Annotated in this window: 18 protein-coding genes and 1 other RNA gene; 16 read left to right on the plus strand and 3 right to left on the minus strand. The window is 48.3% G+C overall.

The features are described from left to right. Positions 1 to 62: 62 nt before the first annotated feature. The 6 genes from DXB70_RS04170 to DXB70_RS04195 all read left to right on the plus strand — a co-directional run bounded on the left by DXB70_RS04170 (position 63) and on the right by DXB70_RS04195 (position 8402). The gene (locus tag DXB70_RS04170) at positions 63 to 1634 is read left to right on the plus strand and encodes a nitrite/sulfite reductase (RefSeq protein WP_118672715.1); all 1572 of its coding nucleotides are present in this window, start codon (positions 63 to 65) and stop codon (positions 1632 to 1634) included. Positions 1635 to 1888: 254 nt separating this feature from the next. After that, on the plus strand, positions 1889 to 2974 hold the full coding sequence (gene asd / locus DXB70_RS04175; protein WP_118468829.1) for an aspartate-semialdehyde dehydrogenase: 1086 nt from the start codon (positions 1889 to 1891) through the stop codon (positions 2972 to 2974). 355 nt (positions 2975 to 3329) lie between these two features. Continuing rightward, positions 3330 to 4379 carry an aldose epimerase family protein gene (locus DXB70_RS04180; protein ID WP_107000025.1) on the plus strand — a complete coding sequence of 350 codons (1050 nt, stop codon included), beginning with the start codon at positions 3330 to 3332 and terminating at the stop codon, positions 4377 to 4379. A gap of 46 nt (positions 4380 to 4425) precedes the next feature. Continuing rightward, on the plus strand, positions 4426 to 5316 hold the full coding sequence (locus tag DXB70_RS04185) for a DMT family transporter (protein WP_118628555.1): 891 nt from the start codon (positions 4426 to 4428) through the stop codon (positions 5314 to 5316). A gap of 53 nt (positions 5317 to 5369) precedes the next feature. Beyond that, on the plus strand, positions 5370 to 7628 hold the full coding sequence (locus DXB70_RS04190; protein ID WP_118672716.1) for a DNA topoisomerase: 2259 nt from the start codon (positions 5370 to 5372) through the stop codon (positions 7626 to 7628). Between the two features lie 48 nt (positions 7629 to 7676). Beyond that, complete coding sequence (locus tag DXB70_RS04195) at positions 7677 to 8402, plus strand: UDP-N-acetylglucosamine pyrophosphorylase (RefSeq protein ID WP_117795651.1); 726 nt, start codon at positions 7677 to 7679, stop codon at positions 8400 to 8402. Here DXB70_RS04195 and mgtE read toward each other — a convergent pair. Further along, a complete protein-coding gene (gene mgtE, locus DXB70_RS04200; RefSeq protein ID WP_243099900.1) occupies positions 8394 to 9845 on the minus strand; it encodes a magnesium transporter in 1452 nt (483 codons plus the stop codon). The two genes, DXB70_RS04195 and mgtE, sit on opposite strands and share 9 nt — an antisense overlap. A 418-nt stretch (positions 9846 to 10263) precedes the next feature. Further along, the gene (locus tag DXB70_RS04205; protein WP_107000022.1) at positions 10264 to 10848 is read right to left on the minus strand and encodes a TetR/AcrR family transcriptional regulator; all 585 of its coding nucleotides are present in this window, start codon (positions 10846 to 10848) and stop codon (positions 10264 to 10266) included. 410 nt (positions 10849 to 11258) lie between these two features. On the opposite strand from DXB70_RS04205, the gene DXB70_RS04210 reads away from it, so the two are divergent. From DXB70_RS04210 to DXB70_RS04225, 4 genes are read left to right on the plus strand one after another with little or no spacing between them, the layout of a single operon-like run. Next, the gene (locus tag DXB70_RS04210) at positions 11259 to 11891 is read left to right on the plus strand and encodes a cytidylate kinase-like family protein (protein ID WP_117795649.1); all 633 of its coding nucleotides are present in this window, start codon (positions 11259 to 11261) and stop codon (positions 11889 to 11891) included. 25 nt (positions 11892 to 11916) lie between these two features. Further along, positions 11917 to 12885 (plus strand): cell surface protein, encoded by a 969-nt coding sequence (locus tag DXB70_RS04215; RefSeq protein ID WP_243099901.1) that lies wholly within the window; start codon positions 11917 to 11919, stop codon positions 12883 to 12885. A 35-nt stretch (positions 12886 to 12920) separates the two neighbouring features. Further along, entirely contained in the window at positions 12921 to 15362 is a 2442-nt protein-coding gene (locus tag DXB70_RS04220) for an MMPL family transporter (protein ID WP_118672717.1), read from the plus strand. Continuing rightward, positions 15346 to 17760: a hypothetical protein gene (locus tag DXB70_RS04225; RefSeq protein WP_118672718.1), complete on the plus strand. Its 2415-nt coding sequence runs from the start codon at positions 15346 to 15348 to the stop codon at positions 17758 to 17760. The genes DXB70_RS04220 and DXB70_RS04225 overlap by 17 nt, the downstream gene beginning before the upstream one ends. 54 nt (positions 17761 to 17814) lie before the next feature. Here the strand turns inward: DXB70_RS04225 and ssrA are convergent. Then, positions 17815 to 18155, minus strand: a transfer-messenger RNA (tmRNA) gene (gene ssrA / locus DXB70_RS04230). A gap of 470 nt (positions 18156 to 18625) precedes the next feature. Here ssrA and thrS point away from each other — a divergent pair. From thrS to DXB70_RS04265, 6 genes are all read left to right on the plus strand, one after another. After that, positions 18626 to 20563, plus strand: a complete 1938-nt coding sequence (gene thrS / locus DXB70_RS04240) for a threonine--tRNA ligase (RefSeq protein WP_107000018.1) — start codon at positions 18626 to 18628, stop codon at positions 20561 to 20563. A 355-nt stretch (positions 20564 to 20918) separates the two neighbouring features. Then, a complete protein-coding gene (locus DXB70_RS04245; RefSeq protein ID WP_107000017.1) occupies positions 20919 to 21233 on the plus strand; it encodes a DUF1540 domain-containing protein in 315 nt (104 codons plus the stop codon). A 510-nt stretch (positions 21234 to 21743) separates the two neighbouring features. Next, complete coding sequence (infC, locus tag DXB70_RS04250; protein WP_107000016.1) at positions 21744 to 22238, plus strand: translation initiation factor IF-3; 495 nt, start codon at positions 21744 to 21746, stop codon at positions 22236 to 22238. Positions 22239 to 22275: 37 nt separating this feature from the next. Then, on the plus strand, positions 22276 to 22473 hold the full coding sequence (gene rpmI / locus DXB70_RS04255; protein ID WP_022358435.1) for a 50S ribosomal protein L35: 198 nt from the start codon (positions 22276 to 22278) through the stop codon (positions 22471 to 22473). A gap of 31 nt (positions 22474 to 22504) precedes the next feature. After that, entirely contained in the window at positions 22505 to 22861 is a 357-nt protein-coding gene (gene rplT / locus DXB70_RS04260) for a 50S ribosomal protein L20 (protein ID WP_022358436.1), read from the plus strand. A 400-nt stretch (positions 22862 to 23261) separates the two neighbouring features. Continuing rightward, positions 23262 to 24755 carry an oxaloacetate decarboxylase subunit alpha gene (locus DXB70_RS04265; protein ID WP_022358437.1) on the plus strand — a complete coding sequence of 498 codons (1494 nt, stop codon included), beginning with the start codon at positions 23262 to 23264 and terminating at the stop codon, positions 24753 to 24755. The last annotated feature ends 462 nt before the right edge of the window (positions 24756 to 25217 follow it).

Raw genomic sequence — 25217 nt, forward strand, 5'->3', positions numbered from 1 at the left:
TTTTGCGCGTGACTGTGAAGGTGCTGAACAGTTACAATTTGAAGAGAAAACAGGAGAGAAAAATGATAGGAATTGCTCCACAGGAGTGGAAAACAGATCTTCCGGAGTTTTGTGAAAAAACGAGGGATTTTTATGCAGGAAAGATGGATAAGGGCTCATATAAGGGCTTTTCAGGACGTTACGGCAGTTATGCACAGAAAGGCGGCGCGGCGAGCATGCTGCGTCTGCGTATGACGGCAGGATGTGTGTCGAAGGAGAAGCTTGCATTTATCGCAAAGGCAATCCGTGCATATCAGGTAAATATGGTACATTTTACGACTTGTGAGAGCGTGCAGTTTCACAATCTGGATGAGAAATCAGTCTGTGAATTGATGGAGCAGGCACTCGATGCCGGGATCGTGACGATGGGCGGCGGCGGGGATTTTCCGCGAAATGTGATGTGTTCTCCGCTTTCCGGCGTGGAAGAGGGCGAATATTTCGACGTTATGCCGTGGGCGAAGGCGGCGGGAGAATATCTGATGACCTTTATCAATGCGGAAAAGATGCCGCGCAAGCTCAAGGTCTGTTTCTCTAATTCACCGGCGAATGTGACGCACGCGACCTACCGCGATCTGGGATTTGCGGCTTGTCCGGACGGAACGTTTGATGTGTACAGTGCAGGCGGCCTGGGAAACAATCCGCAGTTTGGCGTTAAAGTTGCCGAGGGCGTTGCGCCGGAGAAGATTCTTTATTACATTAAGGCGATGTGGCTGACATTCCGGGCATATGGCAATTACGAAAACCGCGGAAAAGCGCGTACCCGGTATATGCAGGAAGCGCTCGGCGGAGCGGAAAATTACCGGAAGGCGTATCAGGAGAAGCTTCAGGAGGTACTGGCATCCGGGGAGCAGCTGGATCTTTCCCGCGAGGAAGTGATGGCAGCGGCAGGAATAAAAGAAAAGCAGAGCAAAACAGGCGATGGAAGCAGCGCGTCGGGAGAACGTGTGCTGGAGCAGAAACAGCCGGGACTTTATACGGTTATCTGGCATCCGATTGGCGGACAGCCGCGCCCGGAGACGCTGGCAGCCCTGGGAGAACTGATGCAGACGATTGACGGCACAGAGCTTCGCCTGGCACCGGATGAAACTGCGTACATCATTAATTTGACCGGAGCAGAAGCAGAGAAGATTCTGGAGGCGACGAAGGAGACGGCTCAGACAAAGTTTGAGACATCGGTAAGCTGTATCGGTGCGTCGATCTGTCAGGTTGGTGCACGCGATTCGCAGGCTCTGTTACAGGCGTGTGTAAAGGCGGTCGGGGAGGCACAGATCCCGGACGGCGCACTTCCGCAGATTCATATTTCTGGATGTCCGTCTTCCTGCGGTACCCACCAGACCGGACCGATGGGATTCCGCGGCGGCGCGCGGATGGCAGATGGCAAGGCACAGCCGGCATTTGTATTTTATCTGGGCGGAAATGAGGTACAGGGAAAAGAGACGATGGGACGTGAGCTTGGCACGATGTTTGAGAGTGAGATTCCGTCGTTCTTAGTCAAACTAGGAAAAGAGATTGCGGCAAGGGGGCTTGATTTTGAGAGCTACCGGACGCAGTACCCGGATGGGATTGAGAAGGCTGCAGCGGAATACTTAGCTTAGAAGAACCTATTTTGAGTTAAAGCATCGTTAAATCCGTGACAGACGTTATAAATTTATCAAATGTCCGCGAGAGGCGTACAAATGTATTTTTCTTGCGGAAAAATGTTGATTTTTTGTTTGTTTTGTTATAGGATAGACAAGAATTACAGCGGCAGAGTGAAAACGTGTTGCAGAGCAGGAGCTTCCTATCCAAACTCCATCCTGCCATGAGAAGCTGAAAAAGCCGCTGTCAGAAGAGGAGAAAAACGATGAACATGGAAAAGAAATTACGTGTAGGCATTCTGGGAGCAACTGGTATGGTAGGTCAGCGTTTCATCACGCTTCTGGCAAATCATCCGTGGTATGAGATTACTGCGCTGGCAGCAAGCCCGCGTTCTGCAGGAAAAACATATGAGGAGGCAGTCGGCGGACGCTGGAAAATGCAGACCCCGATGCCGGAGTGTGTGAAGAAGATGGCCGTTATGAACGTAAACGAGATCGAGAAGGTAGCATCCGAAGTTGATTTCGTGTTCAGCGCCGTAGATATGACAAAAGAAGAGATCCGTGCGATTGAAGATGCGTATGCAAAGACAGAAACACCGGTTGTTTCCAACAACAGCGCACACCGCTGGACACCGGATGTTCCGATGGTAGTGCCGGAGATCAATCCGGAGCACTTTAAGGTGATTGAGTTCCAGAAAAAACGTCTGGGAACCAAGAGAGGCTTCGTAGCGGTAAAACCGAACTGCTCCATCCAGAGCTATGCACCGGTTCTGACTGCATGGAAGGAATTTGAGCCATATGAGGTAGTAGCTACGACGTATCAGGCAATTTCCGGAGCGGGCAAGACGTTCAAAGACTGGCCGGAGATGGAAGGCAACATCATCCCGTACATCGGAGGTGAGGAGGAGAAGAGCGAGCAGGAGCCGCTTCGTCTCTGGGGAGAGATCAAGGACGGCGAGATCGTGAAGGCATCCGAGCCGGTGATTACCTGCCAGTGCATCCGTGTACCGGTTCTGGACGGACATACAGCAGCCGTATTTGTAAAGTTCAGAAAGAAACCAACCAAAGAGCAGCTGATCGAGAAGCTGGTTAATTTCAAAGGACTTCCGCAGGAACTGGAGCTTCCGAGCGCACCGAAGCAGTTCATTCAGTATCTGGAAGAGGATAATCGTCCGCAGGTACAGCTGGATGTCAACTATGAGAAGGGCATGGGCGTATCTGTTGGTCGTCTGAGAGAAGACAAAGTTTACGATTGGAAGTTTGTAGGTCTCTCCCACAACACACTGCGCGGCGCAGCCGGCGGTGCGGTACTGTGTGCAGAGCTTCTGACCGCACAGGGATATATTCAGGCGAAATAGAGAAATCTGTTCAGAGAATCCGTGAAATAGAAAATTAAAACTGATAAAAGTAAGAACTGCCGCCCAGTGGCGGAGAAGCTGTTTGAAAAACGATGGCTGACTCTGCTCTGGAAGGCAGTTTTTATTTGTGTCATAGGAAACATGTGTGAACAGTGACGACTCTTGAAATTTTTATAATCAGATTTGGAAAAATGGGTGTGCATGAGGGGAAAAGTATTGTATACTTGTAACTGTTCAGTAGGTCTGCGCATTATAAATCAGCTATTTATAAGTTAGACAGATTTATTCTGACAAAAGTAAGCATAAAAAATGCGAGAAATATTTTTCGGATTCTAAAAATTAAGGGGGATTTGGCATGGTTGAGAAGACAATCTTTGGAACAATGGAAGATGGCAGAGAGGTCAGCCGTTATACATTGACGAATCAGAATGGCGTTTCTGCATCCTTTTTAGATCTGGGTGCAATCTGGTCCACGATGCTGGTGCCGGATCGGAATGGAGAGATGGCGGATGTCCTGCTGGGACATGAAACAGTAGCAGACTGCCTGGTAAGCGATGGACATCTGGGCGAGGCTGTTGGACGAAATGCAAACCGGATTGGCGGCGCGGCGTTTACGTTAAATAATAAAAAATACGAATTGACGGCGAATGATGGTCCGAACAACCTGCACAGCGGTATGGATTTCTACCGGAACCGTATCTGGGCGGCGGAATATGAGACGGGCATTAATCAGGTTTCTTTTACACTGGAAAGCCCGGACGGCGATCAGGGATATCCGGGAAATGCCTCGATCCGTGTGACCTACACGCTGACAGATGAAAATGAAGTAAAGATTCATTACGAGGGGACCTGCGATCAGGATACTATTTTTAATATGACAAACCACGCGTATTTCAATCTGGCAGGTCATGAGAGTGGTCCGGCGCTTTCACAGATGGTTTACATTGACAGTGATGCGATCACGGCGGTAGACAAGGTGCTGATCCCGACCGGTGAGATCCGCAAGGTAATGGGGACTCCGATGGATTTCTCAGATTTCAAGCCGATCGGACGTGATATTGAAGCGGATTACGATCAGTTAAAACTGGGCGGCGGCTACGATCATAACTGGATTCTCAACCATGAGTCAGGCGTATTCAGTCTGGCGGCGGCTGCGATCGACGAGGAGAGCGGGCGCAAGATGGAGGTATACACCGATCTGCCGGGAGTTCAGTTCTACACGGGCAATTTCCTGGACGGACAGGTTCCGGGTAAGGGCGGTGTGAAGTATGCGAGACGCCAGGGATACTGCTTTGAGACGCAGTATTACCCGAACGCAGTCAACATGCCGGGATTTGCATCCCCGGTCGTGAAAAAGGGCGAGAAATACGATACAACGACCAGTTATAAATTTATGACGGTTTAAATTTGTATTTGATTTGTGATCATTTTGACATAGGATAGAGATTGACATGAGTGAGACAAACAACAAGGGAGTAAAAGTGCTGGCATCTGCCAGCCTTTTATTTGTAACAATTATCTGGGGCAGCGCGTTCGTTGTGATGAAAAATTCGATGGACGCGATCACACCTACATACCTTTTGGCGTACCGGTTTACGATCGCGGCGCTTGGGATGGCGGCTCTTTTCTGGAAACAGATCCGGGGAATGTCGATGCAGGAGTTTAAATGCGGCGCACTGGCGGGATTGTTTCTATTTATCAGTTATTATTTTCAGACGTATGGGCTGAAATACACGACCGCGAGTAAAAATGCGTTTATTACGACGTTGTATGTGGTGATCGTACCATTTCTGGCATGGGCGGTTAATCATGTGCGCCCGAAAGCAAATAACCTGATCGCAGCGGGATTTGCTGTTGTGGGATTGGCGCTTTTATCGCTGAAAGGCGATCTGTCGGTCAATTTTGGTGATTTCCTGACGCTGGTGTGCGGCATCTGCTTTGCGGTTCATATGATTTTTCTGGATCGCTTCACGGCATACTGCACTCCGATCCGCCTGACGGTCATGCAGATGGGAACAGCGGCGGCGTGTTCGTGGGTGCTGGGGCTTCTCACGGAAGGAGCGTTCCATCCGGAAGTATTTACACTGCCGGGAGTAGCAGTTTCGATGCTGTATCTGGGACTCGCATCCAGTATGCTCTGTTTTCTGCTTCAGACAGTGGGGCAGAAATATCTGAGCGCCAGCACATCCTCGATTCTACTGTCGTTTGAATCGGTGTTTGGACTCCTGTTCTCTGTCTGGCTGCTGCATGAGAAGCTGACGGTGCGGATGCTAATTGGCTGTGCGCTGATGTTTGCGGCGGCGATTCTGGCGGAGTGGACGCCGAAGCGGAAAAGTAATTAGAGGAAATTAGGTACTGAACAGTTACGAAATTAGTAAGATAGGAGCAGAACAACGTGGCAAAATCGTTATTTATAGCCGAGAAACCGAGCGTGGCGCGTGAGTTCGCAAATGCACTCAAGGTAAATGGACGATCGGTGGATGGCTATATTGAGTCGGAAAATGCGGTTGTGACCTGGTGTGTTGGACATCTGGTCACGATGAGCTATCCGGAAGTATATGATATGAAATATAAGCGCTGGAGTCTGGAGACACTTCCATTTCTCCCGAAAGAATGGAAATATCAGGTTATCGACAGCGTGAAGAAACAGTTTGGAATCGTGAGCGGTCTCTTAAACCGGGCGGATGTAGATACAATCTACGTCTGTACCGACTCGGGACGGGAGGGAGAATATATCTACCGCCTCGTCGCGCAGATGGCTGGCGTGCAGGGCAAGAGACAGAAGCGCGTCTGGATCGATTCACAGACGGAGGAAGAGATTCTGCGCGGCATCCGCGAAGCGAAGGATCTGTCCGAATACGATCATCTGGCGGATTCGGCATATCTGCGGGCAAAAGAAGATTATCTGATGGGAATTAACTTTTCCCGCGCACTGACGTTGAAATATGGACCATCTGTTTCTAACTATATGCGAAGTTCTGACCGGACCGTGATCTCAGTCGGACGCGTCATGACCTGTGTCCTCGGCATGGTAGTCCGCCGGGAGCGGGAAATACGGGAATTTGTCAAAACGCCATTTTACCGCGTGATCGGTACATTTGGACCGGCAGGCATCTCGATTGACGGCGAATGGCGGGCGGTGGAAGGAAGCCGGTACTATGGAACGCCGTGTCTGTATAAGGAAAATGGTTTTAAGGAGCGAAAGGACGCGGAGGCGCTGATTGCATGGCTGTGGGAACGCGAGAATGGAAGCGAAAATTCGGGAGTCATGCAGTCAGAGGTCAGCGACGCAGGAAAAGCGAACGCGGGTTTAATGGGCGTATATAATACTTCGCAGGGAACCATTTTAAAAGTGGAAAAGAAAAAGGAAACCAAAAATCCACCTCTTCTCTATAACCTGGCGGAGCTCCAGAATGATTGTTCTAAAATGTTTAAAATCAGCCCGGATCAGACCCTGAAAGTGGTGCAGGAGCTGTACGAGCGAAAGCTGGTTACCTATCCGCGAACGGACGCGCGTGTGCTTTCAACGGCGGTGGCGAAGGAGATCAGCAAAAATATCGGCGGTCTGACGCATTATGAGCCGCTGGCGGCATTTGCATCGGAGGCGATGCAGGCAGGGCTGTGGAAGAACATAGCAAAAATGCGTTATGTCAATGATAAGCAGATTACCGATCACTACGCAATCATACCGACCGGACAGGGACTCGGCGCGCTGCGAAGTCTCCCGGAGTTGAACCGCAAGATTTACCAGGTGATTGTGCGCCGTTTCTTAAGCATCTTTTATCCGGCGGCGGTTTACCAGAAATATGCGGTTGAGATTGAGGTAAAAGGTGAACATTTCTTTGCCGGTTTCAAGGTATTGAAAGAAGCGGGATATCTCAAGGTGGCGGAAATTCCGAAAAAGAAAAAGGACACCGCCGGGGAAAGTGTCGGCAGAACGAACCGCCTTGAACCAGGTATAGATGGAAATGATGCGGAAAATCCGGCAAGAGAAGCAGATGGAACAGACAGCAGCCAGCCAAAGGTAATTGACGCGTCCCACCCAGAGTTTATCCAGATGCTGGAACAGCTCAAAAAGGGGATGAAAGTGTCACTGGATGATTTGCAGATCAAAGAGGGCGAGACATCTCCGCCGAAGCGTTATTCCTCCGGTTCGATGATTCTGGCGATGGAAAATGCCGGTCAGCTTATCGAAGACGAAGAGCTGCGCGCCCAGATCAAGGGCAGCGGCATCGGAACGAGTGCAACCCGCGCGGAGATCTTGAAAAAGTTGTTCAACATCAAATACATGGCGCTCAACGAAAAAACGCAGGTCATCACGCCGACCTATCTGGGAGAGCTGATTTATGAGGTCGTACACACATCCATGAAGCAGCTTCTCAACCCGGAGCTGACGGCAAGCTGGGAAAAAGGTCTGACCTATGTGGCAGAGGGCAGCATCACACCGGATGAATATATGCAGAAATTAGAGCGCTTCGTTATCGGACGCACCTACAATGCGGTTCATATGGGAAATACGTATGGGCTGCGGCCGGCATTTGATGCGGTTGCTGTGTTCTACCAGAATGCAGAGAAAGAGAAGAAAAGTTCGAGAAGTGCGAAGAGCGCGGGAAATATGAAAGCTGCAAGAGCGACAAAAGCTGGAACCAAATAGCTTATTTATAATAATAGAATCAATTGAATTTTAGGAAAGGCAATGATCATGAAAAAAGAAGAAATGAAAATCACAGAATTATATGATTTAACCCATACGCTGGCTTCAGATTATCTGAAACAGTTTACCTACCCGTGGGAGGCGCTGGCAGGTCTCAGTGATTTTATCATCGAATTGGGAAATAGCCTGGATCCGGCAGAATATGAGAAACGTGGTGAAAACATCTGGGTTCACAAGACAGCGAAGGTATTTGACAGCGCCTATCTGCACGGACCGGTCATCGTCGGCAAAGACGCCGAGGTGCGCCACTGTGCATTCATCCGCGGCAGCGCCCTGATCGGAGAAGGTGCAGTAGTCGGAAACTCTACCGAGCTTAAAAACGTCATCCTGTTCGACAAAGTACAGGTACCGCATTATAATTACGTCGGAGACTCCATCTTAGGCTATAAATCCCACATGGGTGCCGGTTCTATCACCTCCAACGTAAAATCCGATAAACTTCTGGTGGAAATCCACGCCGAAGACGGCAAGATCAAAACCGGACGCAAAAAAATCGGCGCCATGCTCGGTGACAACGTAGAAGTAGGCTGCGGCTCTATCTTAAACCCGGGCAGCATCATCGGACGCGGTACCAACATCTATCCGCTTTCCAGCGTGCGCGGCGGGGTAGATGCAAACTCTATCTATAAGAAGCAGGGAGAAGTTGCTAAAAAGGAAGAGTCCTGTTTTGCGTCCGAATCACAAATACCTATTTTCACCGGTTCTCTACACTAAATGAAACACATCCACCAGCAAAATCTCCGCCAGTCCATAATAAGTCACAACCGCTACCAGATCATTCACCGTCGTGATAAGCGGACCAGACGCAACTGCCGGGTCAACCTTCAGCTTGTGAAACAGCATCGGCACCAGTACGCCGACCAGGCTGGAGATCACCATCGCGGTCAGAAGAGAGATGCCGACACAGCCGGAAAGTGCAAACGAGAAGAAAAGACTCTTCTGCTTCATAATATGGATGAAAATGCCGATTACGACGAACGAAGCCGAGCCGAGCAGCAGTCCATTTAAAAATCCGATTCGCATTTCCTTGAATACAAATCCCAGCTTCTGCATCGCGGAGATGTCCTCATCCATCAGGACACGGATGGTGACAGCCAGCGACTGGGTGCCGACATTGCCTGCCATGTCGAGGATCATCGACTGGAAGCAGATAAGAAGTGCGATACGGTCAACGATCGGCTCGAAAATGCCGACCACCGAGGAAACACCCATGCCGAGGAAGAGCAGCAGCACCAGCCACGGGAGGCGTTTTTTCAAACTCTGCAACAGTGGTTCGTGCAGATCCTCTTCCGAAGTAAGACCTGCCAGCTTTGCGTAGTCATCACCCATCTCGTCGTCGATCGCCTCGGCGATGTCCTCGTAAGTGATAGCACCGATGATCTTATGGTTCCGATCGAGTACTGGGATAGAATCCTCGCTGTAATCGATCAGCTCTTCCATACAATCCGAAGATTTCTCATCCGCGTACACATACGGATAGGAGGTACTGATAATGTCCTCCAGCTTCATGTACTCACGGGCAGTGATTAAATCTTTCAGCTCGATCGCACCGAAATAGCGTCCATTTTCGTCTTCGACGTAGATGGTGTCGATGTTGTCGTTGTCCTCCGCCTGGGAGATCAGATGGCGCATTGCCTGCTTGATCGTGCAGTTATTGGGAATGACGATGTAGTTGGTCGTCATCCGGCTACCGATCTGTTCCTCATCGTAGGAAAAGATCAGGTGGATATCATCCTTAGATTCCTGATCCATGCGCGCGATCAGGGCTTCTTTTTTCTCTGGATCTAAATTTTCGAGGATATCGACCGCCTCATCGGCATCCATCTCTGCCAGAACGGCTGCCGCCCGGTCAAGCCCCAGTTCATCCAGATAAGGCGCCGGTTCATCGAGATAGGTGAAAATCTCTGCCGTCATTTCCAGAGAGAGAATATTGTAGAGGCGTTTCCGGGTCGCAGTGTCCAGTGTTTCCAGAACCTCGGCAATATCGTTTGCATGGTAATTGTCGAGGTCATCCCGGATCACGCTTGCCGGTTTTCCGCTGCGGATGATCGCGCGGATATTTTCTTCAAAATTAGCATTATGCTCTGCGGTTGCGGCGATCGGAGCCGTTTCCGGGGAGCTTGTTTTCTTTTCGTCCATTTCTGGAGTCTGATTCATATTTGGTTCCCTCGCTTTCTGTCGTTCTATTTAATGCCGTTTGGGACGTACAGGGCGAGCAGTGCGGGGATAAAAAAATCCACCGCCAGTCGGGAACAGGATGAAATGCCGCAGATGGCAGTTTCAAACCCGCGCCAGGGCGATGGACAAATATATATGAAAACCAATCGTGCCGGGAAACGTTCAGCACTGAATCACCAGCCTGTTAAAGCAGGCGGAAATGTGCTATCAGACAGCCCGATTCACACTCAAAAAGACCCTGCGGCAGACCAACAGTCTGGTACGCATGGTTGGAATTCATAGTTTGATTTTGCCCATCGCGACGACTTCGCCCGTTGCTGTCACAACTGTCCATGTGGTTCTCCTTTCTGAATTTTTAAAAATTGCAGTTTTATTAAAGCACGGAATTTCGTGAAAGTCAAGCCGGATTTTCCAGCACCCGGATGCCTTTTAAGATAAAGTCCTCTGTCAAGATTGCCATCTGTTCTGTGGATTCCTTCATGCCGCTTTCGATCCAGTACTGAACGGTACCGACACAGCCGGAAACGATAAAGGCGGAAAATGCCGCGAGCGTATCCGGATCGCTGGAACATTTGAGATCCAGCCAGCCTTTTAAACATTTATCGCTGACAATGCGTTTCAGGCGGTTGACAAAATTCAGATCACCGTTTTCTCCTATTAAAATAGAAACAATCTCTGCATTTTCCTGTACAAGAGGAAATAGTTCTGAGAGTGCGAGGGAAGGGCGCGCTACCAGTTCGGGAACGGGATGGTGCGTCAGGACAGACTCAACCTCCTCGATCAGTTCATTTTTGATCTGATCCATCAGGTCAAAGACATCTTTATAATGAAGATAAAAGGTGCCGCGGTTGATGTCAGCCATCTCGGCGAGTTCGCGCACCGTGATATCCTGAATTTTTTTTTCTTTGAGGAGGCGGGTTAAGCATTCTTTTAACTGGCGTCTCGTCTTTCGTACACGCCGGTCGAGTATTTCTTCTTTCATAGTGACTTCCTTTCTGAACGTTTCCAGACAGGGAAACGCCGTATGACTGTGTATCGGAGGCTGTGGATGAAGAGAGTGTTAAAAATAAGTAAAAATGGGCACACCAGATACAAAAAACAAACATAATGTGATGAAATGTTGATTAAAATACAACTGACGTAAAAATGATTATTGTATTCATTCGAACAACTTAGTATAATGCATTATAGTTCAAAAATGAACAAATGTCAATTAAACAGACATGAGTTGTATATGCTCTATTTTAGATGTAACTGTTCACTGCGAAGAAGTCTTTTGTATGGAACGTTTCACAGACGGCAGGAGTGGCTGACAATCGGGAAAGGAACGGCTATGAGAACCTGCAGCATATGCGAAAGCAAAAGGAAATAGATACGAAGGTGGAATCTGGTATGAAAAATTTTGTCATTACAATCGGAAGAGAGTTTGGAAGCGGCGGCCATAATCTGGGGCAGTCTCTGGCAAAGGAACTGGGAATTCCCTGTTATGACCGCCATCTGATAGAGGAAGCAGCGGTGTGCGGCGGATTTAAGATGGAGGAACTGGAAGAGGCGGACGAGATGAAGGCGAACCGTTTTCTTTTTAAGGTTCCGGCCAAGTGCAATCCGTTTACCGGTTATGGAAAGCCGATGAATGATACCTTGTTTGTCGTGCAGTCCCAGTTGATCCGGGAGTATGCGAAGAAAGGTCCATGCATCATCGTGGGACGCTGCGCTGACAAGATCCTGGAGGAGACAGAAGGGCTTATTTCTCTATTTATATATGCCCCGATGGAGGCGCGCGTGAAGGAGATTATGCGGCGTTACGAGACAGATGAAAAAGAAGCTGAATACCTGATCAAACAAGCGGATAAAATACGGAAAAATTATTATAATTTTTATGCAAAAAAGACATGGGCGGATAAAGCAAGTTATGATATGCTGATTGACAGCAGCCGGATATCGGAAAAGGAGCTGGCGGCGATGCTTCGGGCACTTTTAACGGCACGGGGGGTGGAACTGGAAACAGATGGATCCGATCAATAAGCATAAAGAAGAGTGAGGACAGCGTATGAAGGACAGAAATTTGTGGATGAAGAAGGAAGAAAAGCGGACGGCGCCGGGGTTAAAAAGGGCGCTGAAAGCGGTTCTGGGACATAAGATAGTACGGCTGGCAGGAATCGCAGGAGTAAGTCTCCTTTTCTCAGCGTCTGCCGCCCAGACAGTGCTTGCGGATGATGCGGGTGTCTGGCAGCCGGTGGAGAATGGTTATTATCTGGTGGGAATGGATGGTTCTTACCTGACGGGCTGGCAGCAGATGGGCGGAAAATGGTACCTGCTCGGAGCAGACGGTTTGATGAAAACGGGCTGGGAGCAGGAAAATGGAGCCTGGTATTATCTGCAAGGGGACGGCGCGATGGCGACCGGCTGGCAGAATATCGACGGAAAATACTATTTCCTGAAAGACAGCGGCGCGATGGAGGGAACGACCTTCACAAAGGATGAGACGCAGTATACGATCAACGCGGACGGCAGCCTGGCGAACGCCAAAAAGAAGAAAAACACGGGCGGCGGCGCGTACACGCTGGCATTTCTGGATGCAGATACCCAGGCGATGGCGGACAGCTTAAATGAGCTGAAGGCGGACGCGTTTGACGGGGATGAGGAAGAAGATTACTATGACGATGACAAAAAAGATTACGATAAAGATGCCAGCTTTATTTTAAATGGAAAATTACAGCAGATCGCCGAACACCGCCTGGCGATGGCACGCAGTAAGGGCTATGGAAGCAGCCGGATCCCGGATGAAGGCACACTTGATGATTACCTCAAATCCATCGGGGAAAGCACTGCGAGACGTCATACGGAGATTTACCTCATCAACTGTGACGATGTGACGCAGGCAGAAGAAAAGCTTCTGCGTAATCACGACAGCGACGAGAAAAAGCGCGTGGACCGGGTGATTTATTATAAGGAAATGGGTGTTGCACATCAGCAGGTCGGCGATAAGCATTATTATATGATTATTTTGATGCGGTAAGGATCGCAATCATTGTATGACAGGAGCAAGCAGGCATGAAACTGAAATTTTTACATAAACGCAAAGAAGAAAAACAGACGGAAAAAGAAGCCTTCTCCCTGCCGAAATTCATCATTGAGCGGAGCAGGGCGATCGAGATTGTCTTTCTGGTTCTGGTGCTGATATCAGCGCTCATGGCGCCGTTTGTCGAGATCAACTATGATCTGACGGAATACCTGCCGTCGACCGTCCAGTCCAAACAGGGATTGGACCTGATGGAAGAGAAATTCGGCTACCCCGGCACGGGGCGTATCATGATTGACGATGTTTCGCTTTATGAGGCGAAAGCCTACAAGGATAAAATAGAGGCGTTGGACGGAGTCGATCAGGTCATGTGGCTCGATACATCGACCAGCGTATACGCGGCGGACGCATTTATCAACTTTAATAGTGTTGATGAGTATTACAAGGATAATACGGCGGTTATGGATATTGTTTTTGTAAACGGCGACACGGATAAGAGGACGTCCCAGACGATCGATGAGATCAAGGACATTCTCGGAGACAAGGGACATTACGTCGGCATGGCGGTTCAGAATAAATCGCTGCAGGAAAATGTTTCGAGCGAGATGAAGCTGATTATGACGCTGGCGGTCGTGGTTATTTTCCTGATTCTGACCGTGACGACGAACTCCTGGTTTGAACCGGTGCTGTATCTGACGGTCATGGGCGTGGCGATCGTCCTGAACAAAGGAACGAACCTGTTTATCGGGCGGATATCCTTTTTGACGAACAGTGTGTCGGCGGTCCTGCAGCTCGCCTGCTCGATGGATTATTCGATTTTCTTAAGCCACGCGTTTGCGAGGGAAAAGGCAAAGGGACTGGATCAGATGACCGCGTTAAGCAACGCGATCAATGAGGCATTAAACTCCATTTTCGCCAGCAGCCTGACGACGATCGTCGGATTTATCGTTCTGTGTTTTATGAAGTTTAATATCGGATTTGATATGGGACTCGTGCTGGCAAAAGGTATTGTCCTGAGTCTTCTGACAGTTGTGTTTTTCATGCCGGCGATGATTCTGCGTATGACACCGATGATTGAGAAAACTTCGCACCGTTCGTTCCTGCCGTCGTTTGATAAGCTCAGCCACGGCATTTATAATTGCCGCCGCATCGTGCTGATTCTGATTGCGGTGCTGGTGATCCCGGCGTACACGGCGCAGAGCATGAACGATTTTCTCTACGGAAATGATGCGGTCGGCGCCAGCGAGGGAACGACGGTATATGAGGATGATGAGCTGATCACAGCAAAATTCGGACGAAGCAATATGATGATGGCGATCGTGCCGGATACTTCTTCTATCAAGGAAAAACAGTTCACGGATGAGCTGGAAGACCTGCCGTACATGAAGAGTGTAACGTCCTTGTCTGGGCAGCTCCCGGAAGGCGTACCGGAAGATTTCCTTCCGTACAGCATCACAAGCCAGTTACATAAAAAAGATTATGCGAGAATCCTTATTTACGTTAAGAGTAAGGGCGAGAGCAAGCTGGCGTACCAGTGCTCGGATGAGATCCAGGCGATCATGAAGAAATATTATCCGGAAAATTCGTATCTGGTCGGCACAACACCGTCCACACAGGACATTCAGACGACGATCACGAAGGATTACAGCCGTGTCAATGTGATGTCGCTGATCGGCGTATTTGTGGTTGTCATGTGGAGTTTTAAATCACTGATTATTCCGCTCCTTATCATGATTCCGATTGAGGTCGCGATTTTCGTCAATATGGCGGTACCGTACATCGTCGGAGACACGATGATTTTCATTGGTTACATTATCGTAAGCTGTATCCAGCTGGGCGCGACCGTCGATTATGCGATTCTGACGACGAACAATTATCTGGAATGCCGCAAGACGATGGATAAGAAGGAAGCGGCGATCGGGACGCTGAATCTTAGTATTCCGGCGATTCTGACATCCGGTTCGATCCTGACCTGTGCCGGATATATTGTATACAAGGTATCGAGTGTCGCGGCGATTGGCGATCTGGGACATTTGATTGGACGGGGGGCTCTGATTAGTATGCTTTTTGTCTGCTCCCTGATGCCGGCATTTCTGGTATTGTTTGATCATATCCTGATGCAGAACGAATTTGAGAGGATTCATCTGTTTTTCAAAAAATGGCGCGAACGCCGCCATGCCCGTATGAAACGGGCGGCAAGACGCGTGGCTGGTGCCGTGTGGAAAGGGAAAAAGCCGCTGGTGGATTCAGTTACGTCGAAAAGAAAACAATTCGAAGCTGAAACGAAAGCGCTGGAAGATACAGAAATGACAGAGACGGGCGGTTCTCAAGAGAAAACAGATTCCGATGCGGAGGCGCGGGAGAAACACAGAAGAAAGCTCCGGCTACTCGGAAAAGTGAGAGAACGAAGAAAAGACCGGAAACGGAAGATGACAGAAAAAAGGGAGGCAGGAAGCCATGAAGAAGATCATTAGAAGAGGAGCGGCGGCGACGCTGGCAGCGGTTACGCTGGTAACGAGTGCGGCAGTTCCTGTCCGGGCGGCTGCACCAAGACTTCAGGTAGATGAAACGATGTATGTCAATCTGGACTATTATGGAACGGCAACGCAGATCAATGTGGTCAAAGGCTGTACCACGAATGGACTGACCGAATATACCGATTATGGTACCTATGACAAGGTGGTCAACATGACGGACGACACGGCGCCGGAAATTGGCGATGGAACCGTCACATGGAAACTGCCGGAGAAGAATTCGCGTTTTTATTATCAGTGTACGATGCCGAAAAACAGCGTCGATCTGCCGTGGACGTTTGACGTTTCCTATAAACTTAATGGAGTGGAAGCGGATGCATCCAAACTGGCGGGGGCGTCTGGTCTGGTTGAGGTCAATGTAAAGGCGACCCCGAATGAGAAGGCGAAGGCGTATTATAAAAATAATATGGTGTTGACCGTGTTGGTGCCGGTGGATATGGAGAAATGCTATAGTGTCGATGCGCCGGGCGCGCAGGTGCAGTCGGTTGGAAGCTATCAGGCGGCAATGTTTGCGGCGCTTCCGGGCGAGGACGGCGATTTTACAGTCCGGGTCGGCACGGATAATTATGAGAATATCGGAGTCATTATGATGATGGTTCCGGGGACCCTGGATGAGCTGAACCGCATCAAGGATCTGAAAGAGGCGAAAGATACCTGGCGCGAGGATGGAAACAAGATGTATGACAGCATGAATGCGCTGTTAAAGACGATGGAATCCATGAAGTCGGATGTTTCCGGCGTGAAGGGCGGTCTGGCAAATCTCGATCAGGCGCGTGGAACCGTCAGTGCTAACCGGAAACAGATCGAGGCGCTCTCGACACAGGCGCTTGCCGATTTGCAAGCGGTCACGGATCAGACGACGGTCATGATTCCGTATTTACAGACGGCGCGCGATGCGGTGACGGATATTAACAGCAACACACAGGCGCTTTCCAATACGATGGAAGATATGCAGGATGAACTAGATCGCCTGTATGATCGTCTGGGAGGTTTGAGTAAATCGCTGCGTTCGGCAGCCGATGAGCTGAACAAGGGACTGCTCAGCCAGCAGTCGCAGGAGGCGATCGAGAAAGAGCTTGCTCAGAAGACGGCGGAGACCCAGAAGATTCTGGAACAGATTGACCAGCTTCTTGGAGAGGGAACTACTTCTCTGACGGCGACCGAACAGGGAGCCGAAAGCCTGAATCAGAGCCTGGATGCGCTGGATGGCACGAAGCTGAAACGAATCCGTAAGACGAAAACTGCCAATGCAGAGGAGACTGCGGCGGATACGTCAAGTTCAGCAGCCGGGACGGAAAATGGAACCGAGGCGGATATAACCTCCGGTAATTCTTCGGAGAAAGAGGCTGCAGTATCTGGTACAGAAGAAACGGCGGAAGACAAGAAGGATACAGGCGATTCTGCTTCAAAAGACAGTGAAGACGCGCAGGTAAATGCATTTGGAACCGAGGCTTCTTCCGAAGAGCTGACAGTCGGACCGTCCGGCGAACCGGGAAGCGGCGGCGTCAATGATGCAAGCTGGGAAGACGAGATTGGAAATGCAGAGGATGACGTAGAAGAATCGCTGCAGTCCCTGTCATCGACGACCTATGCAGCCGGTGTGAAGAGTCTGGTAGAATCGACGAAAGGCATTTTCCAGAAAATTGAGGAGATGCAGAAATCAGCAAAAGAGGTTGTCAACCGGGTCAATGGAGCGTTCCAGACGGCCGGAGACATCAGTGGAAAGACGGGCTCTACCCTGTCGGCACTGAGAAGTTCCACGGATGAGCTGATTAATTTGCTGGATGATATGCGCGTTCTGATTGAAACGACTGATAAGTATGTTCCGACGATGCTGGATTCGCTGTCAGATTCGGAAGAGCTGATGAATCGTCTGACGAAGACGCTGTATACCACACATGATATGCTGAGCCTTTTAAATGACACGCTGATTTCAGCTGGAGATTCTCTGGATGCCGGTACGAAGGCAACACTTCAGGGAATGGAGAAGCTTCTTGATAAGAATCTGACGATGATTGATAATATTTCAGCCATCCGCGAAGCGGGAGACAGCATGAAGAGTACGCTTGATGAGCAGCTTGATAAGTTTGAGGATGAGAATAATTTCCTGAACATGGATCCAGAGGCAGATAAGATTTCCTTTACTTCCTCCAAGAACCCGTCCCCGAACAGCGTGCAGATTGTCCTCAGAACGGATGAGATTAGCGATGATGATGACGCGACGGATATTTCCGATCAGGAATCCACAAGCGACAGCGATGAAGGTCCGCTGAAACGGATGTGGAATGTACTGGTGGCGATTGTGAAAGCAATTATCCAGATATTCCAGAACCGGTAGAATAAACGAAAGGAAAGCCTCGAAGTGGTTCAGACTTCGAGGCTTTCTTTTTGTGAGTGGACCAGACGGGAGTTGAACCCGTGTCCAAAAACCAATTCCCTGTTCTTCTACTATCATAGTCCGTTCTTTGACATTCCCTCTATCCTGCGGAAACGAACATCCTCAGAACTTCAGTAGTTCCTGATACGCCTGACAGTCCGGAACCCGCCTGTCATCGTTTCTCACATATTCGATGCCAGATTCTTAAAGTGTGAGTGCTCTAAGGCTGACAACTGCCAAATTAGGCAGCGTATGCTAATTTGTTGTTAGCGTTTAATTTTAAGTTTGCCATTTAACGCATCGCATGCGGATAGCTTCACCAGCTTCATGATCCCTGTCGAAACCGGTACTGGCCCTTATATTTAGATCCTTATTATCATACCATGAAAGAGGCGGTCTGTCAATGCAGTGAAAACTCAAGAGAAAAATATCTTGACAAAATAGAAACAGCTGATATAATCGAGACTGTAATGATGAACCAGAAACGGGTTTATCTATATAAAGAAAGTGTTGAGAAGACCAGTAGGATTGTGGAACTGGACAGAGAACGGCGTCGCAGGAAAAGCCTGAAATAACAGAGGCAGGTGGCTGTGGGTGGAAGCGCCGGACAGGAAAACAAATCTGAATACCAGCTTTGAATGTCCCTTAATCGGGAACGGTGATTCCGTTATCATCAGAATGAAGTGGAATCGATCCGAACGATCGATTCAATAAGGGTGGAACCGCGATTTATCGTCCCTTAGTCAGAAACATCTGGCTAAGGGACTTTTTTTGGTTCTTCTGGTCAGGAAGCTTTTATTATTTCAGAACGAAAAGGAGAAAAAAGATGAAGATCACATTAAAAGATGGCTCTGTCAAAGAATATGCGAGCCCGATGTCCATCATCGATATTGCAAAAGACATCAGCGAAGGCCTGGCGAGAGTGGCATGTCTGGGTGAGGTTGACGGTAAGGAAGAAGATCTCCGTACCGTGATCGACCATGACTGTCAGTTAAATATCCTGACTGCAAAGGATGAGAAAGGTCTGGCAGCTCTGCGCCATACCGCCAGCCATGTAATGGCACAGGCTGTAAAACGCCTTTACCCGGAGACAAAACTTGCGATTGGACCGTCCATCGCAGACGGTTTCTACTATGATGTCGATCCGGCTACCCCTCTGACTGCAGAGGATCTGCCAAAGATCGAGGCAGAGATGAAGAAAATCATCAAAGAAGCACTTCCACTGGAGCGCTTTACTCTGCCGAGAAATGAAGCGATCGAGTTCATGAAGGAGAAAGAGGAGCCGTACAAGGTAGAATTAATCGAGGATCTGCCGGAGGATGCAGAGATTAGCTTCTACCGTCAGGGTGATTTTACTGACTTATGTGCAGGACCTCACATGATGAACACCAAGGGTGTTGGTAAGGCATTTAAGCTGATGAATCTGGCAGGCGCATACTGGAGAGGCAGCGAGAAGAACAAAATGCTGACCCGTATCTATGCGACCGCATTTGCAACCAAAGAGGATCTGGAAGCATACATCACAATGATGGAAGAGGCAAAGAAACGTGACCATCGTAAACTGGGCAAAGAACTTGGCCTGTTCATGATGCACGATGCAGGTCCGGGTTTCCCGTTCTTCCTGCCGAAGGGCATGGTACTGAAAAATACCCTGCTTGATTACTGGAGAGAAATCCATAAAAAAGCTGGTTATGTAGAGATTTCCACTCCGATCATCCTGAATCGCAAGCTCTGGGAGACTTCCGGACACTGGGATCATTACAAAAACAACATGTATACAACTGTGATCGATGAAGAGGATTACGCAATTAAACCAATGAACTGTCCGGGCGGCGTTTTGGTATACGCTTCTGAGCCACGTTCCTACCGTGATCTGCCGCTGCGTATGGGTGAGCTTGGTATCGTTCATCGTCATGAGAAATCTGGTCAGCTTCATGGTCTGATGCGTGTACGCTGTTTCACACAGGATGATGCACATATCTTCATGACACCGGAGCAGATCAAGGACGAGATCAAGGGCGTTGTACACCTGATCAACCAGGTATATTCCCTGTTTGGGTTCAAATATCACGTAGAGCTGTCCACCCGACCGGAAGACAGCATGGGAAGTGATGAAGATTGGGAGATGGCAACCGAAGGCTTGCGTTCCGCTCTGGAAGAGCTGGGACTGCCGTATGTGGTAAACGAGGGCGATGGCGCATTCTATGGACCGAAGATCGACTTCCATCTGGAAGATTCTATCGGAAGAACCTGGCAGTGTGGTACCATCCAGCTTGACTTCCAGCTTCCACAGCGATTTGAATTAGAGTACACCGGAGCAGACGGCGAGAAACATCGTCCGATCATGATTCACCGTGTTGTATTTGGTTCCATCGAGCGTTTCATCGGTATCTTGATCGAGCACTTCGCGGGTGCATTCCCAACCTGGCTGGCACCGGTACAGGTAAAGATTCTTCCGATCTCTGACAAATACGCAGATTACAGCAAGGAAGTTCTGGACAAGCTGACCGAGGCTGGCATCCGTGCAGAGATGGATACACGTTCCGAGAAGATCGGCTACAAGATCCGCGAGGCACAGACCCAGAAGATCCCGTACATGCTGGTTGTTGGACAGAAAGAGGAGGAAGAGAAGACCGTTTCCGTCCGCAGCCGTTTTGCGGGTGACGAGGGCGCAAGCAGTGTAGAGAGCTTCATCGAGTCCATCCAGAAGGAGATCGAAGAGAAAAACCTGCGTGAGACTGTGAAAGCAGACGAAGCTAAATAATTTTGAAAAATTAAAAAATCAGGCAGACGCATCTGTGAGATAAAATCATGGATGCGTTTGTTTTAGTTTGCACGAATAAATCCAAAAAAGAAGCAGATACTACTCCTGAATCTAAAAACCAGTAACTGTTCACAGGCAGGAATTTTCTGAACTGAAAATTCCGTACGATACAGTTCTGGTTGCGGATTTTGTCGATTTGAAATGCGAAGTATCGGCAAAATCCCGTTACTGGTCATACATGTGTGAACAGCAACGAAAACCATGACACATTGAAAAGTGTATCGCTGAAAAGTTTGACGGCTGGATGCCGGAGGAGACTTTCGGTGATGCATGTCAGAAAACAGGAGGAAAAATCATGACAAAACTGGATTGTAGTGTAACCGGATGTATGCACAATGCGGAAAACTGCTGCTGTAAAAATACCATTCTGGTAGAAGGAAAGACAGCGCAGGATAAATGCGATACCTGCTGCGGCAGCTTCGACGAGAAGAAAGGCGGCACATTCCGCAACCTTTTTAAAACACCGGAGAGCCGTCTCGAAGTAGAGTGCGAGGCAACGAACTGTGTTTATAATACAGACCGCCGGTGCAGTGCGGAACACATCGGAATCACCGGAGGCAATGCGACGGTTTCTATGCAGACGGAATGTTCGAGTTTCCAGAAGCGGTGACTCTGATGCGGTTTTCTTTTTAATTTAAATAGAAGAAAGCCTGCATAAGCATTCGAAATAAAAAATGCCGCCGGATATGGAAAATTCTGTCAGGAAGGAAGCAAAATCGGGCATAGGTAATGATATCCGGCGGTAGTTTTTAGTATGTCCGTAAATGTATTTGCGTACGTTGCCGTCATTTGCGCAACACGTGAACCATATTTAAAAATCATTTGTAAATCTTCTCAAAAATCTTCTCAAAAATCTCGAAAAAACCGGTTGACATTCCAAAGAAACCATAGTATACTAACAAAAGTTGTGAGGAAACAACTTTACGAAGACAGGAAAGCAGGTTATCTACCTCACCTCAGCACGAGCAAGTGACTGTGGGTTCATAAATTTGAGAAATTTCCTATATTGGATTTCCTATTATGAGTAAGTGGATGGTCTGTACTGTTCACTTATTTTTTTTGACACTGAATCAACCAAAATCATCACATATCATGGGGGTGCACGACTATTAGCGAGTTAATGATTAACGAACAGATTAGAGACAGAGAGGTTCGTTTGATTGGCGAAAATGGAGAGCAGCTTGGAATCATGTCCGCAAAGGATGCTTACAAGTTAGCGAAAGAAGCGGAACTGGATTTAGTAAAGATTGCTCCGACTGCGAAGCCGCCGGTCTGCAAGATTATCGATTACGGTAAATACAGATACGAGCTTGCAAGAAAAGAAAAAGAAGCTAAGAAGAAACAGAAGGTAATCGAGATCAAGGAAGTTCGTCTTTCCCCGAATATCGATGAAAATGACCTGAATACCAAGATGAACAATGCGAGAAAATTCCTGGAAAAAGGCAATAAAGTAAAGGTTACACTTCGTTTCAGAGGTCGTGAGATGGCACATATGTCAAAGACAAAGTATATCCTTGACGATTTTGCAGAGAAGCTTGCCGATATCGCAGCCGTTGATAAACCGGCAAAAGTAGAAGGAAGAAGTATTGTACTGTTCCTTTCTGCGAAACGCTAGATATAAGGACATAACTATTATTAAGGAGGACTACACCATGCCTAAAATGAAAACAAGCAGAGCAGCTGCTAAACGTTTTAAAACAACCGGAACCGGAAAGTTAGTAAGAAATAAAGCTTACAAATCCCACATCTTAACTAAGAAATCTACAAAGAGAAAAAGAAATCTTAGAAAAGACATCGTTACTGATGCTACAAACAGCAAGGTAATGAAGAAGATTTTACCGTACTTATAAGATTCGAGGATTAAGAAGGAGGAAATAACCGATGGCAAGAGTAAAAGGCGGATTAAACGCTAAAAAGAAACACAATAGAGTATTAAAGCTGGCAAAGGGTTACAGAGGCGCACGTTCCAAACAGTACCGTGTAGCTAAGCAGTCCGTAATGAGAGCTCTTACAAGCTCCTACGCTGGTCGTAAAGAGAGAAAGAGACAGTTCAGACAGCTGTGGATCGCTCGTATCAATGCAGCAGCACGTATCAATGGTCTGTCCTACAGCAAGTTCATGTACGGCTTAAAGCAGGCTGGTGTTGAGATGAACCGCAAGATCCTTTCTGACATGGCTATCAACGATGCAGAAGGTTTCGCAAAACTGGCAGAGCTGGCTAAGTCCAAACTTGCGTAAGCAAAGAGCAGTGCGAAAAAAAGAAGCCACACACAGAAGCGTTGTGTTTACACAAAAGCAGCTGTGTGCGGCTTCTTTTTTTTAAAGGGGGAATGCCCCGACAGCGAGGAAAAACGAAGTTTTTTCGAGCTGCCGCACTGCGGACTAGAAAGATGTGACCAAGAAACTTTTTTCCTCCAGCCGCCCCCACGCGGCGCAGAGGAAAGCTCCCTGACATCAGCAAAAATCACAACCCACATTTCCACGATATAGAATTTACTTATGAAATTATATTAAAAAAACTATCCAGAAATCGAGAAACTTGTGGTATAATGGATAAAAATATGGCTGTGAATTATTTAATCAGCCAGGTCGCAGATAGTTGACTCATAATAAAAGTGTATTGGGAGGTATCTTTAGAATGGCAAATGAAAAGAAAAAGCCGGTTAAGATCGTGGAAACTGTCCTTCGTGACGCGCACCAGTCTCTGATTGCAACCAGAATGACAACGGAGCAGATGCTTCCGATCATCGGAAAGATGGATGAGGTTGGATATCATGCAGTAGAATGCTGGGGCGGTGCGACATTCGATGCCAGCCTTCGTTTCCTGAAGGAAGATCCGTGGGAGCGCCTTAGAAAGCTGAGAGATGGTTTTAAGAAGACAAAACTTCAGATGCTGTTCCGTGGACAGAATATTCTGGGTTATAACCACTATGCAGATGATGTGGTAGAATATTTCGTACAGAAATCAGTTGCCAATGGTATTGATATTATCCGTATTTTTGACTGTTTAAATGATATCCGCAATCTGGAGACAGCGGTAAAGGCAGCCAACAAAGAAAAAGCACACGCACAGATAGCGCTGAGCTATACACTGGGTGATGCATATACACTGGATTATTGGAAAGACATTGCAAAGAGAATCGAGGATATGGGCGCTGATTCCCTGTGTATCAAGGATATGGCAGGTCTTCTGACCCCGTACAATGCAGAGATCCTTGTGAAAGCACTGAAAGAAGCAGTTGATCTTCCGATTGATATCCATACGCATTACACCTCCGGCGTTGCATCCATGACGTACTTAAAGGCAGTGGAAGCGGGCGCTGACATGATCGATACCGCGATGTCCCCATTCTCGATGGGAACGAGCCAGCCGGCGACCGAGGTTATGGTTGAGACCTTCAAAGGTACTCCGTATGATACCGGACTGGATCAGGAAAAACTGGCGGAGATCGCAGATTACTTCCGCCCGATGCGTGAGGAAGCGTTAAAGAGTGGTCTGATGAATACCAAGGTTCTGGGCGTTGACATCAATACCCTGCGTTATCAGGTTCCGGGCGGTATGCTTTCCAACCTGGTTTCCCAGCTGAAAGAAGCGCGCGCAGAGGATAAATACTACGATGTTCTGAAAGAGATCCCGAGAGTCCGCAAAGACTTCGGTGAGCCGCCGTTAGTTACTCCGTCTTCCCAGATCGTTGGTACGCAGGCTGTATTAAATGTCCTGATGGGCGAGCGCTACAAGATGTTCACAAAGGAATCCAAGAAACTTCTGATGGGCGAGTTCGGACAGACTGTAAAGCCGTTCGACAAAGAAGTTCAGAAGAAAGCAATCGGCGATGCAAAACCGATTACCTGTCGTCCGGCAGATCTGATCGAGCCGCAGCTTGAGAAGATTGAGGCGGAGATGAAGCAGTGGAAGCAGCAGGATGAGGATGTCCTGACTTATGCACTGTTCCCACAGGTGGCAAAAGAGTTCTTCGAGTCCCGTCCGGCAAAGAAACCGCCGGTTGAGAAACGTGAGATCCTGAAAGCGGCTGCACCGGAAGTAAAGAAAGCACCGGTGTCCACTGAGGAGATGGATGGAAACGGCATCAATACCTGGGCTGGAAGAAAAAGCGAGTCTTACCAGATCTAAGCTAAAAAGAATTTAAGGATTTTGAGCCAAAAGGAGTGCCAGAATCGGTAGAGTGTACCGGGTTGGCACTCCCTTTTTTATTTCATAGGAAATTATGTCCTATGAAACAAAAAAACGCTCCGCGAGGATGCGCACTCGCGCGAAGCAGAAACATGTCGCAAGCGACCGCGCTCGGCGCGAGAATGTGCCAAGGCACATTCTTTTTCATGCGGTCATGCATTCAAAAATCATATATCCGGAAAACATTTCAAAGCCAACTTATACTGCTTCTAAAAATTAAGGAAATCTTACAATTTCGCGCAAAGGCCCCAAATTTTGCGAAGTTTTTTCGGTAAGGTTGACACATATGGTCTTTTTTCATTATAATAGATACGATTGTAAAAACGTGAAAAAGATGGAAAACAGTCGAGCGGCTGTCTGGAAATACGGCGGCAGACAGAATAAGAATTCCGTTGCGGGGGA

It is taken from the genome of Clostridium sp. OM05-5BH, assembly GCF_003481505.1.
GTDB classification, from domain to species: Bacteria; Bacillota; Clostridia; order Lachnospirales; family Lachnospiraceae; genus Otoolea; species Otoolea fessa.